Origin of the sequence: Chitinophaga vietnamensis, assembly GCF_902167635.1 — a bacterium.
GTDB classification, from domain to species: Bacteria; Bacteroidota; Bacteroidia; order Chitinophagales; family Chitinophagaceae; genus Chitinophaga; species Chitinophaga vietnamensis.
This window is the reverse complement of sequence record NZ_CABHMS010000007.1, coordinates 367,485-381,290: the sequence shown is the minus strand read 5'-3', so window position 1 is coordinate 381,290 and position 13,806 is coordinate 367,485. Positions and strand designations below refer to the sequence as shown.

At 50.1% G+C, this 13,806-nt stretch carries 14 protein-coding genes; 1 reads left to right on the top strand and 13 read right to left on the bottom strand.

The window, feature by feature from the left end; translation table 11 throughout:
- Positions 1 to 111: 111 nt before the first annotated feature.
- The 11 genes from FPG75_RS20295 to FPG75_RS20245 form a co-directional block, all read right to left on the bottom strand.
- Positions 112 to 720, bottom strand: coding sequence for a redoxin domain-containing protein (locus FPG75_RS20295; protein ID WP_143309317.1), 609 nt, complete (start codon positions 718 to 720; stop codon positions 112 to 114).
- Positions 721 to 774: 54 nt separating this feature from the next.
- The gene (locus tag FPG75_RS20290) at positions 775 to 1,713 is read right to left on the bottom strand and encodes a YihY/virulence factor BrkB family protein (protein ID WP_143309315.1); all 939 of its coding nucleotides are present in this window, start codon (positions 1,711 to 1,713) and stop codon (positions 775 to 777) included.
- Positions 1,714 to 1,749: 36 nt separating this feature from the next.
- The gene (gene mltG / locus FPG75_RS20285) at positions 1,750 to 2,802 is read right to left on the bottom strand and encodes an endolytic transglycosylase MltG (RefSeq protein ID WP_143309312.1); all 1,053 of its coding nucleotides are present in this window, start codon (positions 2,800 to 2,802) and stop codon (positions 1,750 to 1,752) included.
- Positions 2,803 to 2,872: 70 nt separating this feature from the next.
- On the bottom strand, positions 2,873 to 3,235 hold the full coding sequence (gene secG, locus FPG75_RS20280; RefSeq protein WP_143309310.1) for a preprotein translocase subunit SecG: 363 nt from the start codon (positions 3,233 to 3,235) through the stop codon (positions 2,873 to 2,875).
- Between the two features lie 9 nt (positions 3,236 to 3,244).
- Positions 3,245 to 4,234, bottom strand: a complete 990-nt coding sequence (locus FPG75_RS20275) for a hypothetical protein (protein WP_143309309.1) — start codon at positions 4,232 to 4,234, stop codon at positions 3,245 to 3,247.
- 52 nt (positions 4,235 to 4,286) lie between these two features.
- The gene (gene lptE / locus FPG75_RS20270) at positions 4,287 to 4,805 is read right to left on the bottom strand and encodes an LPS assembly lipoprotein LptE (RefSeq protein WP_143309307.1); all 519 of its coding nucleotides are present in this window, start codon (positions 4,803 to 4,805) and stop codon (positions 4,287 to 4,289) included.
- Between the two features lie 19 nt (positions 4,806 to 4,824).
- Positions 4,825 to 6,063 carry a sigma-54 interaction domain-containing protein gene (locus FPG75_RS20265; RefSeq protein ID WP_143309305.1) on the bottom strand — a complete coding sequence of 413 codons (1,239 nt, stop codon included), beginning with the start codon at positions 6,061 to 6,063 and terminating at the stop codon, positions 4,825 to 4,827.
- Positions 6,064 to 6,099: 36 nt separating this feature from the next.
- On the bottom strand, positions 6,100 to 7,512 hold the full coding sequence (gene miaB / locus FPG75_RS20260; protein WP_143309303.1) for a tRNA (N6-isopentenyl adenosine(37)-C2)-methylthiotransferase MiaB: 1,413 nt from the start codon (positions 7,510 to 7,512) through the stop codon (positions 6,100 to 6,102).
- A gap of 159 nt (positions 7,513 to 7,671) precedes the next feature.
- Positions 7,672 to 8,172 (bottom strand): hypothetical protein, encoded by a 501-nt coding sequence (locus tag FPG75_RS20255; protein WP_143309301.1) that lies wholly within the window; start codon positions 8,170 to 8,172, stop codon positions 7,672 to 7,674.
- 9 nt (positions 8,173 to 8,181) lie between these two features.
- A complete protein-coding gene (locus FPG75_RS20250; RefSeq protein ID WP_143309299.1) occupies positions 8,182 to 8,973 on the bottom strand; it encodes a (Fe-S)-binding protein in 792 nt (263 codons plus the stop codon).
- Positions 8,974 to 8,997: 24 nt separating this feature from the next.
- On the bottom strand, positions 8,998 to 10,320 hold the full coding sequence (locus FPG75_RS20245) for a (Fe-S)-binding protein (protein WP_143309297.1): 1,323 nt from the start codon (positions 10,318 to 10,320) through the stop codon (positions 8,998 to 9,000).
- Positions 10,321 to 10,499: 179 nt separating this feature from the next.
- Between FPG75_RS20245 and FPG75_RS20240 the strand changes: the two genes are divergently transcribed.
- On the top strand, positions 10,500 to 10,991 hold the full coding sequence (locus FPG75_RS20240; protein WP_143309295.1) for a phosphoribosyltransferase family protein: 492 nt from the start codon (positions 10,500 to 10,502) through the stop codon (positions 10,989 to 10,991).
- A 3-nt stretch (positions 10,992 to 10,994) separates the two neighbouring features.
- Here the strand turns inward: FPG75_RS20240 and FPG75_RS20235 are convergent, their stop codons facing one another.
- Together FPG75_RS20235 and FPG75_RS20230 are read right to left on the bottom strand one after the other, a co-directional pair.
- Positions 10,995 to 11,930, bottom strand: a complete 936-nt coding sequence (locus FPG75_RS20235) for a DUF2279 domain-containing protein (RefSeq protein WP_143309293.1) — start codon at positions 11,928 to 11,930, stop codon at positions 10,995 to 10,997.
- 46 nt (positions 11,931 to 11,976) lie between these two features.
- Positions 11,977 to 13,701, bottom strand: a complete 1,725-nt coding sequence (locus FPG75_RS20230; RefSeq protein ID WP_143309291.1) for a phospho-sugar mutase — start codon at positions 13,699 to 13,701, stop codon at positions 11,977 to 11,979.
- Positions 13,702 to 13,806: the final 105 nt, after the last annotated feature.

Genomic DNA, 13,806 nt, shown 5'->3' with positions numbered 1-13,806 from the left:
TCATTTCAATTCGATCTTCGCGAATCCTTTTTTTAATCTTTATTAATCCTTATAAAAAAATCCTGGTAATCCTTTCAATCAGTATAATCCTGAGCAAAGACAACCTTCGCGTTACAACTTCCGTTTGATATTACATCCCAATGCGTTGGAACTCCCGACGGCTACGGCTTTGCCGGCGGCTACATCATTGAGGGCGTTGAGAAGTAGTTTGGCTTTAACGGCGTCGGCGTTGCCGGGACTGTCGTCGATGGCGCCTTTGTATACGAGGCGGCTGTTTTTATCGAAGAGGAAGCATTCGGGTGTGTGGTTGGCATCGAAGGCGTCGGCGAGTTCGGCGTTGTGATCGAGGAGGTAGTAGCAATTGTATTGCTGTTTGGCGGCATATTCTTTCATGGCGGTGAGCGATTCTCCTTCTACGCGGGCCGCTTCGTTGGAGTTGATCATCGCTATGCCGATATTATGTTTGCGCGCCAGGCTACAGGCAGCATGCAGGCGTTCCTGGTTGCGTTGCATGTACGGACAGCGATTGGCTACAAATATTACCAGCAGGCCATTGGCGCCTCTGGCATCGTTGAGCGACAGTTCTTTTCCGGAGATGTCGGTACAGCGGATATCGGCTTTCGGTATCAGGGAACCCAGTTCCAGCGCGTCTTCCCGGGCAGGCTGAAAGGCGGTGAACAAGAGCGTACAGCAGGATAAATAAAGCACCAGCTTGATCATGGTAGAATACAGATAGTATATAGAAAGATATGATAAAAAAAGATAAAATAAAAATTATTCACCTTTCTTTTCATCACTAAGCCGGCGGATGCTGGCATTCAGCTCGAAACCTACCAGCAGGAAGAAAGAGTTGAAGAATACCCACAGCATCAAGATGAGGATGGTACCGATAGAGCCGTAGATCTTGTTGTAGTTACCGAAGTTGTTTACAAAATAGGAGAAGCCCAGGGTAACGAGTATCATGCTCAAAGTGGCTACTGTGGCGCCTGCGGTGATGAACTTCCAACGTTTGGTGGTGGCTGGTCCGAAGCGGTACAGTACTGCGTTGATAGAATAGAACAATGATATGATCATCAGCCAGCGGGCGACATCGATCGTTGTGCGCAGCCAGGCGCTTTTGATACCTGTCCAGTTGAAAACCAGCTTCAGCGTAGCGCCCTGCACGATCACCAGCACCACGGTAATGAGCAACAGCACCACTACAAGGGCGGTGAGCTGCAAAGCGGTGAGCCTTGTTTGCCACCATTTACGTTTACGGAAACCGGCGCCTTCGATCTTGTTGAAGGAACGCAAGATGCCCATCACGCCATTGGAAGAGTAGAAGAAGCCCATGAGGAAAGCTACCGATAGCAAGCCATTGCGATGCGTGTACAGGAAATCATGGATCATCTCCCGCACGATCATATACGTATTGTAATTAGGCGTGAGGTCCTGTGCGAGATCGTATAATGTGGCCTCTATATTCTTCATCGGGATGAAGGGCACGAGGGTGAACAGGAAGATGAAGAAGGGCGGTATCGCCAGCAGGAAGTTGAACGAGATAGCCCTGGCTCTGTCGCCGAGGCCTCTGGCCTTTGTTTCCTGGCCGAAAAACTTCAGCACATCATATAATGGTAATCCTTCAAACCCGGGAAGGATCAGTGTTTTGCTCCGGTTTACCAGCCAGCGGTAAGGCCTGGAGCGGAAGAGATAATTTTCGGGTTTAAACGCCAAGAGTTAATCCGGGATTTTAATGAATGAATAATGCGGCTACAGGCCACGTTTGTTCAGCTCTGCCTGGTAGGCCTTCGCATTAACAAGATGTTCTGCGTAGGTGGCTGCAAAAGCGTGATAGCCTGAAAAGTCGGACCGGGCACAAAAATACAGATAATCTGTTTCCGGCGTATTCAGCACAGCCGTGAGCGATTTGGTAGAAGGCGTGCAGATAGGGCCTGGCGGCAAACCGGCATAACGGTAAGTGTTATACGGAGAATCGAAGAGTGTATGGTTTTCGCGTATTCTTTTCAGCGCAAAATCCTGCAAGGCGAATTTCACGGTAGGATCGGCCTGAAGGCGCATGCCTTTGCGGTAGCGGTTCAGGTATACGCTGGCGATGAGCGGTTTTTCATCGTTCTTGTTGGTTTCCTCCTCAACGATAGAAGCGAGTGCGGTCACCTCATTGGGCGTCAGCCCCAAAGCCTTGGCCTTGGCCTTTCTCTCGTCAGTCCAGAAATCTTCACGGGCTTTTTCCAGTTTCTTGAAAACGGTTTCGGCGTTGGTATTCCAGTAAAACTCGTAGGTATTAGGCACTACTGCGCACATGACGGTATTGGTATCGAGGCCGAACTGGCGGAGGTATACCGGATCGCTCATGATGGCGCGGAGCGCAGTGGAATCGGCTTCCAGATTGAGGCTGATCTTGTGTACGAAATCATCTTTGGTGCGCAGCTTGTTGATCACCAGGTCCACCGGCGTTTGTTTGCCGGAACGGAGCAGCTTTACAATATCGAAATTGCTCATGCCACGGGTAATCTTGTAGCGGCCGGCTTTCACGCGACTGGGGTATCCCAGTTCTTTGGCCACCCAGTTGAAGCTGTTGCGGTTGCGTACAATGCCCTGGTCCTCCAGGCCATCCAATACATTGGCATAGGTGCTGCCGGTATGAACATAGAAAAATTTGCTGTCGCCAAATGCTTTTGTATTAGGGCCGAACACGCGGTAGGAAATATATACCAGCGCGCCGGCGGCCAGACAGCCCAGTGCTACCAGTATGCGTTTGATCCAGATAGACCGTTGGCTGGACTGTTTTTTTCTTTTCGCCATAATGATATTAACGCTAACAAAAAACCTCGCTTTTAACGGCGAGGTTTCTTGAAATATTATTCAAATAGAATTATTTCTGCGGAGCAGGAGCGGGAGCCGGAGTAGTGCCTGGCACATTAGCAGGCGCTTGTTGCGGTTGCTGCTGGATAGGTTGGTTACCAATGCTCTTCTCAACGGCAGTTTGTTCCAGGGTAGGCACTTTGGAAGTTTTACCGATGAAGAATGGAGCGGTGAGACACAGCAGTGCAATTACTACTGCGAGTATCCAGGTACCTTTTTCCAGTACGTCCGTGGTTTGACGCACGCCAATCACCTGATTGCCAATACCGCCGAAGGAGCCAGACAGGCCGCCACCTTTGGGGTTCTGGACCAGCACGAAGAAACCTAATAACACGCAGGCCAGGATGATCAGGATACCAAAAACTATCAACATAAATTACTGTTATTTTTTGTCTGTTTGTGACTTGAGTTCTTTAATCTTTTGCGCAAAATAAGCGTTTTTGTCGGGATTAAGCAAACTTAATTTTTGATATATCTGGATGGCATGCTCATAGCGCTGCTGTTTCACCCATATCTCTGCCAATGTTTCAGATACTATATCCGTTGTAAGCGTAATCGAGTCCATCGCCATTTTTTCCACCGTTTCGGAAACTTCGGGTTCCTCATCCTCTTCGTAGAGGCGGTGAAGCTGCTGGTGGTACCAGTCTTTGTTCGTTTTGCCGGTGAAATTGTCTTTGATTTGCCGCAGCCAGGAGGTGAAGCTCTTCATCTCTGCTGCGCCTTGTTCGTTCAGTTCATCGGCCTCACCAGGGTTTTTCAGGCGTTTGTAGGCGAAATAATCGTCGGTATACAATGGCTGAAAAGTAAGCACCGTTTCTTCTTCTGCTGGTAATTCCAATGGAAATATTTTGATCGGTCCCGTTTCTTCCGGTGTCTCTTCCGGAGTATCGTGGTCGGGCGCCGGCGTATATAAAGGTGTTTCGTCTGCCACGGGGATCGCTTCGTGCAGGGCTTCTTCTTCCATGCTGGCAGCGGCTTCGGGCAATGTATCGGGTACAGGCACGGGCGCCGTTGTTACTTCGGCAGTACCATTGTGCTGCACGGGAGCGGCTTCGAAATCGGCCACTGCCAAGGGCGCGGGGTCGATCTCATCTGCCGGGATCACAGCGGCCACGCGTTCTTCGACTTCCTGCAACACTGGTTCGCTGGTCACAAAATGATAGGCATGATGCGGCTGGGCGCTATACAGCAAGGCTGTTTTCACCGCAGCGCGGTGCAGGTCTTCATGATGGCTGTAATCTTTCTTCGCCAGCAAAAGGCGGGCGGCAGAAAAATACGGGTACTTCGCCACCAGCTTTTCCAGCGCTGCTTCATCCACCTGGTGCAGGCCCGGCTGCCCGAAGATTTGTTCGATGATCCTGTTTGGCGTCATAAGTTGCTAATGTAGTAAAATTCCGAAATGAAAAAACTTCCTGACGGAATTATTACCAGTTCGCAAAGGCACGGTTAAAGATATCATCCACCAGGTTAGGCAGGATCTTCTCTATCAAACCTCCTTCCACGGAGCTGGGCAGCTGGCTGGCGCTGAAGTCCTCGCTGCGCGAGAAAGATTGTGTAAATCCTTTTTTATCGCCAACACGTTTGAGGAACGTAATATTCACTGTGATCGTTAAACGGGAAGTGGCGGCCTTGTCAACATTGGTAACGGCGGCGTTGGAAAATGAATAGCCGGTGATCGTACCTCTGATCTCGTAATCGGCGCGGGGCTCATTCTCATTCACCTGTGTAAGGCGCGTTTGAGAGGTGATCTTGTCGCGCAGCTTCTGGGTCACCTTCTGGCTCAGTGTAGGGTTATTGATCGGCGCACGGTTCTCGATGAAACGCACGTTCACTGTTTTGGCCTCCTGGTCAATGCTGGCGCCGGTAGCAGAATATTTCACGCTGCAGCCGCCCAACAGGGCCAGTACTGCTACAGACAAAATAGCTAAGAATGTTCTCCTCATTGTTGACAAGTTATGCGTTTTATTCTGCGATATTATATTCTTTCAGTTTGCGGTAAAGTGTTCTTTCAGAGATGCCCAGGTCGAGGGCAGCATCTTTCCTTTTACCCTTGTGCTTTTTCAGCGCTTTCACGATCAGTTCTTTTTCTTTGTCGGCGATAGAAAGGGTTTCTTCTATCTCTTCATGATGATCGATCTTGTTATCCTGGATAATGATCGGCTGGGAACTGTTGAGGGCGGGCGCTTGCGGCGTTATCTCCGTGGTAGCGGGATAGCTGTGCAGTACATGATTATCCGGATGATAATCGTGATTATGCATCAGGTTGGGATTTTGGAGGATATCGAAAAACATCTTCTTCACCTCTGTCACGTCTTTCTTCATATCAAAGAAGAGTTTGTAGAGGATATCCCTTTCGCTGGCAAAGTCGCTGCCAGACTGCTGTTGCGGGGCTGCGAGCATAGGCAGCCTGTTCACCTCCGGCTGCTCCGGGAGGAAGCGTTTGAGATCATTGGCGGTTACGAGTTTGTCGGAAGACAATACAGAGATCTGTTCTGCGATGTTCTTCAGCTCGCGTACATTACCGCGCCAGGGGTAATTGATCAGGATGTTACGCGCTTCATCATCCAGCTGGATGGAAGGCGTTTTATATTTTTCGGAGAAGTCGACAGAGAATTTACGGAACAGCAGCGGAATATCTTCCTTGCGGTCGCGCAGCGCCGGAACGCGGATAGGCACGGTGTTGAGGCGGTAGTACAGGTCTTCCCGGAATTTGCCTTGCTGGGTACGTTCGAGGAGATCGCGGTTGGTGGCGGCGATCACGCGCACGTCTGTTTTCTGTACTTTGGAGGAGCCTACGCGGATGTACTCGCCTGTTTCGAGTACGCGCAGCAGGCGGGCCTGTGTGCCGAGCGGCATTTCACCGATCTCGTCGAGGAAGATGGTGCCGCCGTTCACCGTTTCAAAATAGCCTTTGCGGCTGTCTACTGCGCCGGTGAAGGAGCCTTTCTCATGGCCGAACAGCTCGGAGTCGATCGTTCCTTCCGGGATGGCGCCGCAGTTCACGGCGATGAACGGATTATGTTTACGTGCACTCAATGCATGGATGATCTGAGAAAAAACCTCTTTACCCACACCGCTTTCGCCGTTGATCAGTACTGTAAGGTCGGTATTGGCAACCTGTACAGCTACCTGCAATGCATAGTTCAGCGCGGGACTATTACCAATAATGCCAAACCTGTTTTTGATAGCCTGAATGTCCATGTGGTTAACCCTTTGTTTTTGATTAAAAAATTGCAGCTAGTGTACTGCTTTTCCGATGAGCGTACCAGAGGTACAGCTGATCACTTCCACCATTACGTAGTCGCCTTTCTGGTAGTGTTCTTTAGGGAACACGATCACCTTGTTCTGGTCGTTGCGGCCAAACAGGTCGGCGTCTGAACGTTTGGAAGTGCCTTCCACCAACACTTTGAAGGTTTTGCCTACATCCTGCTGCATGCTTTCGAGGGAGTGGCTGCGGTGCAGTTCCACTACTTCGGCGAGCCTTCTTTTCTTCACTTCTTCCGGTACATCGTCCTGGAAGCGGCGTGCAGCCAGCGTTCCGGGGCGTTCGGAATAGAAGTACATATAGGCGAGGTCGTAACGGGCAAATTTCATTATCTCCAATGTTTCCTGGTGATCCTCTTCTGTTTCGGTACAGAAGCCGCAGATGATATCCGTTGAAAGTCCGCAGTCGGGCAGTATTTCACGGATGCGTTCCACCTTTTTCATATACCATTCGCGGGTATAGGTGCGGTTCATCAGTTGGAGGATGCGGGTGCTGCCGCTTTGTACGGGCAGGTGGATATAATTGCAGATGTTTTCGTATTTGGCCATGATGAACAGCACTTCATCGGTGATATCTTTTGGATGGGAAGTGCTGAAACGTACGCGCAGCAAAGGATGGATGAGCGCCACTTTTTCGAGCAGCATGGCGAAGGTAACGGTTTCGCTGTCGTCGTCGCTGGTCCAGTAGTAGGAGTCTACGTTCTGGCCGAGGAGGGTTACTTCGCGGTAGCCATTGTTGAACAGCTCTGTAGCTTCTCTAACGATGGAGTGCGCGTCCCTGCTGCGTTCGCGGCCGCGGGTGAAGGGCACTACACAAAAGGAGCACATGTTATTACAGCCTCTCATGATCGACACGAAGGAGGTGACGCCGTTGTTATCCAGTCTTACCGGGCTGATATCGCCATAGGTCTCTTCACGGCTGAGCAGCACGTTCACTGATTTATGGCCGGTTTCGGCGGCGGCGATAAGACCGGGCAGGCTGCGGTAGGCGTCTGGCCCTACTACCAGGTCTACCAGTTTCTCTTCTTCCAGCAGCTGGGCTTTGAGCCTTTCGGCCATACATCCCAGGATGCCTACGAGCAGGCCAGGATTGTTTTTCTTGGCGCTCTTGAATTCGGTGAGGCGCTTGCGCACGGTCTGTTCTGCTTTTTCACGGATAGAGCAGGTGTTCACCAGGATCAGGTTGGCCTCTTCCATGTTGCGGGTGGCGCCAAAGCCTTCCTGGTTAAGGATGGACGCTACGATCTCGCTGTCGTTGAAGTTCATCGCACAGCCATAGCTCTCTATATAAAACTTTTTATTATACGTTTGCGTGTGGTCTGCCGCGGGAGCAAAGGCTTCTCCCTGGCGTGTTTCATCATGTACTTTAGTGATCTGATCCAGCATTTCCTATCTCAAATTTAGGATGGCAAAAATAAGCAATTAAAACATAAAAATGCCATAATGGCAGCATATTTGTAAGGGTGCTGGAAAGGCTTGCGGGCAGCGGCTTTCAGGTGGATGGTATTAAAAAAGCCCCCGGCGGTAGCAGGGGGCTTCAATGATTCAGGCCTTTACACCGAGTTTGGCGGCCAGCCAGCTGTCTTTCAAGGGGATGAGCCATTTCGTGTCGAGCTCGGCTTTGGTCAGTACGGTATTGTTTAGATACAAAGTATTTTCGTCGATATATCCTTTTTCCAGCGCGTAAGGCACTTGCGCCATCGGCAGGAGCTGCACTTTGTCTTTTACGATGAAGCCCAGCAGCAGGCGGTCGAACATATTTACTTCGTATTGCCTTTCAATGCTTTTAATAATACGGACGGAGCTGTCGGTGCTGCATCCGCTTACGGTGGTCTGTGTTTCGTCAGCGATCAGGACGATGACCTGGTTCAGCACTACCGCGCCCCAGCCCTTTACCGGCGCGCCATGAGCGTTCCATTGTGCGGTGAACTGGTGCAATTGTTCATTGATCTCCGCTACTTCCTGTTCGTTGAATGGCCGGTTACTCTGGTATATCCAAACCCTGGAAGCAGGAGAAAATCCTTCAGGGAAATGTATCTTGTTCATGTTGCGAAATTAAGGCTTTCCTTCGAGAAGTGATGCTGCGATGATCTCCGCGAGGTCGAGCACTTTGATGCTATCTTCCTTGCCTGCTTCTTTCACGCCATCGGTGAGCATAGTCATGCAGAAGGGGCAGTTGGAAGCGATCACGGTAGCGCCGGTATCCACGGCTTCGCGGCCGCGTTCAAAGTTGATACGTGTGGCGCCTTTCTCTTCTTCCTTGAACATCTGCGCGCCGCCTGCGCCACAGCAAAGACCCTTGCTGCGACAGCGTTTCATCTCTATCAGCTCGGCGTCGAGGGCTTCCAGCACCTTGCGCGGCGCTTCGTAGATATCGTTGGCGCGGCCCAGGTAGCAGGAATCGTGATAGGTGATCTTCTTGCCTTTGAAGTCGCCGCCTTCTTTCAGCACGATCTTTCCCTCATCGATCAGCGATTGCAGGAATGTGGTATGATGTATCACTTCATAGTTGCCGCCCAATGCGGGATATTCATTTTTCAGGGTGTTGAAGCAGTGCGGGCAGGTGGTCACAATTTTTTTGATGCCGTACATATTAAGCACCTGTATATTTGTTTGTGCCATCATCTGGAAAATAAATTCATTGCCGGCGCGGCGCGCGGGGTCGCCGGTGCAGCTTTCTTCTTTTCCCAATACGGCGAAGGGCACGCCCACTTTATCCAATATCGTTGCAAATGCTTTGGTGATCTTTTGTGTACGCTGGTCGAAACTGCTGGCGCAGCCCACCCAGAAGAGCACTTCCGGTGTTTCGCCACTGGCGGCATATTCTGCCATTGTTTTTATATGCATCAGGATGATTTTAAAATGAAAAGATTAGCTGTTCAATTCGGCGATCCATTTCTCGCGGTCGTCTGCACCAAATTTCCAGGGCGCCATATTGTTTTCGATATTGCTGAACATGCCCGTCCATTCGGCAGGTGCGCTGGATTCTTCCATCACCAGGTGGCGGCGCAGTTGCAGGATGATATCGAGCGGATTGATACTTACCGGGCATTCCTGTACGCAGGCATTGCAGGTGGTGCAGGCGCGCAGTTCTTCTTCTGATATATAATTACGCAGCAGCGTTTTGCCATCATCCGTGAAAGTGCCGTTGGCTTTGATGTTGCGGCCTATTTCTTCTGCGCGGTCGCGGGTATCCATCATGATCTTGCGGGGCGAGAGCAGCTTGCCGGTGAGGTTGGCCGGACAGGCAGCAGAGCAGCGTCCGCACTCGGTGCAGCTATAGGCGTCGAGCAGATTTTTCCAGGAGAGATCAAAGATATCTTTGGCGCCGAACTTGGGCATCTCGCTGGATGGCGGCTCGCTGGCAGCCAGTTCTGGCTGTAACATCAGCTGTACTTCTTTCTGTACGGCAGGCATGTTATCCATTTCTCCATTCGGCTTCAGGCGGGCATAATAGGAGTTGGGGAATGCCAATATAATATGCAGGTGCTTGGAGTAAGGGAGATAATTGAGAAAGGCCAATACACCGAGGATATGCAACCACCAGCAGCTGCGTTCCAGCGCTTCAAGGCTGCCGTCAGACATGCCCTTCACAAGAGGAGTGAGCATGCCGCTCACCCAGAAATGGCCGGTGCTGATATAATGTGCGGCCCCGCGTGATTGCAGCTCCTGGTCGGCTGTGTTCATGGTGAGGAACAACAGCATCAATACGATCTCGGTGATAAGGATATAGTTGGCGTCTGAACGCGGCCATCCGTCAAGGTCTTTGCTGATGAAGCGGCGCAGCTTGAGGATATTCCTGCGCACCAGAAAGATGGCGCAACCGAGGATCACCAGGGTGGCCAATATCTCAAATAAGCCGATCAATACCGGGTACAGGCTACCTAATACGGGAACGAATAAACGATGTGTGCCTAAAATACCATCCAGTATGATCTCCAGTATTTCAAGGTTGATGATCAGGAAGCCGGCATACACAAAAAAATGCAGCACCGCCACCAGGGGATTACGAAACATTTTCTTTTGCCCGAAGGCCAGCAGCAACAGGTTCCTCCAACGTTCGCCGGGATGATCGCTGAGGTCCTCGTCCCGGCCAAGCAGGATGTTTTTCCTGATCTGGCGCGCCTTTCCGGCGAAGAGATAAACCGCTGCGCCGAAGGCAATTACAAATAACAACTCTTGTACAATTCGCATGAATTCAGATTTGACTCCCTAATTTAGCGTATTTGTTTTATTTCGAAATTTTCGAATTTTTTGATTTTCGAATTTGTTTCTTTGAGATTTTCCCACAGCACTGGCATAGCCTTGAAAAAAATAAATCCGAAAATCAATAAATCCGAAAATCAAAAAATTTAAAGCCTTATTTTTGACGCATGAAAAATATCATTCTCACAAAAGATAGCATCGGTAAGAAATTAGAGCGGATCGCCTATGAGATATATGAGCATAACAGCGATGGCGAAGAGATCATACTGGCCGGTATCTGGGACAGGGGAGTGATCATAGCGCATAAAATTGCAGCGATCCTGCAACAGATCTCTCCTTTGAAAATGAAGATCATCGAATTGCGGCTCGACAAACAAAAGCCGGGTGAAGTAACGGTGTCTGAACAGATCGATTTCAATGGCAAGGTGGTTGTGGTGATTGATGATGTAGCCAATTCAGGCCGCACCATGTTATATGCCCTGAAGCCGCTGCTGGCCTATCTTCCAGCCAAAATACAAACCGCCGTATTGGTGGATCGCAAGCATAAATCTTTCCCTTTATCAGTTGATTTCGTTGGCTTCTCGCTGTCTACCACCTTACAGGATATGGTGATGGTGGAGATGGAAGGCGAGGAGATCATCTCCGCTTATCTTCAATAATCTTTAAAAATGTATCGCGTGTAGTTTCACGTTGCCCCTGGAATTGATTTCCAGTGTGGGCGCGGGGAATTTCAGCATGTTCAGCAGCTGGAATATCACTCTCACGCCTTTTCTGCGCGTGGGTATTTTGGTGAAGTCCACATCCGGCGAGAGGTAGAACTGCCGTATGCGCGGGATGTGGCTGTAATCATATACGATGCCTTTGTTGTCGGTCCAGCTGTTGCCGGTGCCGCCGAACATGTTGTCGGCGCCATATCCCACGGCGATGTTGAGCCATTTCGGAAGATGGCTTTGTTTGGCGAAGGAGTATAGATTTACAGACAGCCAATAGGTTTGTGCATTGTAATCTTTAAGCGTGCGTTCGAAGATGTTGGTGCCGAAAAGCTGGTCTGTCTTGCTTTTGAGCACGGGATCATCATAGCTTTTCGGAAAAGAAGAAAACTTGATCTGGATGCGTTGTTCATTCCAGGCGAGTTCCTGGCTGATGAGCAGGCCGGAGCCGATGGCGTTGGCGCCCATATCGCCCCAGGAGAAGCCCCATTCGGCGGAATAGCCGTCGAGTATTTCAATGACGGATTGATAGGCGAGGCCGCTCAGGCCGCCGATCCATATTTGTTGTTTGCGCGGGAGCCCCGACCAGCGCCACATTTCGCGGCTGTATTTACCAATGAAGTACGCGCTGAAAATATGCCCGAACTTGTCCATCTGTTTCCATTCATTCATATCATTGAAAAAATGAAACGAGCTACGGGGATAGTCTTTGTACCAGGCTGAATTGAGCGCTACGAGGCTGCTGCCATACAGGGCGGCGGTTACGCCGCTCAATATCCATATGCGTGATTTAATAGTGGTATCGGGTAACGAAAAAAAAGGTGTCCGCTGTTGTGCATGGGTGGTGCATAGCAGTAGCAGAAGAGGTATAAAAAGTAGGCGCTTCATGAGAGAAAAAGCTGATGGCCCTGATGAGCCATCAGCTTTAATTATATTATTTCAGTTTCAGGTCTGAAATAATGCCATTGATCTTTTGTTCCAGTTCGGCAGTTACTTTGTCGAAGTTAGAAACGCTGTCCAGTGGCGCATTCACGCTGAAATAGAATTTAATTTTTGGTTCGGTGCCGGAAGGGCGTGCAGATATTTTACTGCCGTCGGCGAGCAAAAATTGCAACACATTGGATTTAGGCAGATCGATTGCCTTCATTTCGCCGGTTTTGATATCTTTCACCTGTTGCAGCTGGTAATCGAAAAGGGTTATCACTGCGGAGCCGTTGATGGTGGCGGGTGGATTCTCGCGGTAGCCACGCATCATGTCTGCAATCTCTTCGGCGCCCTTCATGCCTTTTTTGGTAATAGAGATCAGCTGTTCTTTATAGTAACCGTATTTCAGGTAGATATTGATCAGTTGTTCATACAGTGATTTACCCTGGCTGCGGGCTACAGCGGCCATTTCGCAGATCATGGCTACGGAAGACACAGCGTCTTTGTCGCGCACATTACGGCCGATCATATAACCATAAGATTCTTCGCCACCGCAGATAAACCGCTCCTGTGGCTCTTTGCGGTGGATCAGGTCAGCGATCCATTTGAAGCCGGTGAGCACATTGTAGCAACGGATATTATTTTTAGCGGCGAATACATCGATGAGGTCAGAGGTCACTACTGTTTTACAAACATAGTCTTCCGGTTTGGCCAGGCCTTTTTCCTTGCGGCCTTCGATGATGTAGTTGAAGAGCAGGGCAGCGGTTTGGTTGCCGTTGAGCAGTATCCATTCACCTTTCAGGTCTTTAACGGCAATGCCTACACGATCTGAGTCGGGGTCGGTGCCCAGCAGGATATCAGCATCCAGCTCTTTGGCCTTTTTGAGGCCGAGGCTCATGGCTTCTGCTTCTTCCGGGTTTGGATATACGACGGTTGGGAAGTTGCCATCCGGCGTGGCTTGCTCGGCTACGATGTTCACATTGGTGAAGCCATAGCGTTTCAGTATCTCTGGTACCATGGTGATGCCGGTACCGTGGATGGGCGTATATACTATTTTAAGATCGTGCTGTTGTTTGTTGATATCGGGGTTGATGGAGAGGCTTTGCAGTTCCTGCAGGTAGGCTTCATCTACATCTTTACCGATGATGGTGATATTGGCTTCGCCGCCGGTCCATTTCACTTCGTCGGGGGAGGCGATCTTTTCCACTTCGCGGATCACGTTTTTATCGTGCGGGGGCACCAGCTGTGCGCCATCATTCCAGTAGGCTTTGTAGCCGTTATATTCTTTCGGGTTGTGGGAGGCGGTGAGTACCACGCCGCCCTGGCATTGGAGGTGGCGGATGGTGAAAGACAGCTCTGGCGTGGGCCGCAGGCTTTCGAACAGAAATACCTTGATACCGTTGGCCGCAAAAACGTTCGCGGCTGTTTCGGCAAAGAAACGGGAATTGTTGCGGCTGTCGTGTGCCAGCGCTACTTTGATCTCGCCCTTAAAGCTCTCTTTCAGATAGTTGGCAAAGCCTTGGGTAGCCATCCCTACGGTATATTTGTTCATACGGTTGGTACCTACGCCCATCACGCCGCGGAGGCCACCAGTGCCAAATTCGAGGTTGCGGTAAAATGCATCTGTCAGCTCTTCAGGGTTTTCCGCCTGCATTTTCTTCAGGGTAGCAACGGTGTCAGCATCGTAGTTGCCATTGAGCCATTGCGCTACTTTGTTTTGAATATTGATATCCATAATTTACATGTTTTGATGAGCCAGGTGGGCCAAAACGGATTGTAAAGTAAAAATAAAAAAACCAATGTGGGAAATTCAAAATCGGAAAATCGCTGGTATTGGTTA